The sequence below is a fragment of the Allobosea sp. P2_B12 genome (assembly GCF_056404835.1).
Genome location: NZ_JBFUDG010000028.1, coordinates 1 through 511, shown reverse-complemented (window position 1 = coordinate 511; position 511 = coordinate 1). Strand labels below are relative to the sequence as shown.

The window sequence follows — 511 nt, the reverse complement described above, 5'->3', positions numbered from 1 at the left end:
GGTCAAGATCAACGCGGTCGCGCTCAAGGGCGTCAACGAGGACGAGATCGAGAGCCTGATGACCTGGGCCCACGGGCTGGGCATGGACCTGACGCTGATCGAGGTGATGCCGCTGGGCGAGATCGAGCCGGGCCGGATCGACCAGTTCCTGCCGCTCTCGGTGGTGCGGGCGCGGCTGATGGACAAGTATAATCTTGTCGAGGACCCCTACCGGACCGGTGGACCGGCGCGCTATGTCCGCGTCAAGGAGACCGGCGGGCTTGTCGGCTTCATCACGCCGATGACGCATAATTTCTGTGAGAGCTGCAACCGGGTGCGGCTGACCTGCACGGGCACGCTCTACATGTGCCTGGGCCAGGAGGACGCCGCCGATCTGCGCGCGCCGATCCGTGCCTCCGCAGACGACGCGGCGCTGCATCGCGCCATGGAAGAGGCGATCTCGCGCAAGCCCAAGGGCCACGACTTCGTCATCGACCGGCGCCGCGGCAAGCCCGCAGTCGGACGCCATATG

General features: G+C 66.7%; 1 protein-coding gene. It reads left to right on the top strand.

The features are described 5' to 3' along the window. The coding region (locus AC1DYU_RS26005; RefSeq protein ID WP_476794125.1) for a GTP 3',8-cyclase MoaA family protein at nt 1-511 on the top strand (511 nt) is incomplete at both ends.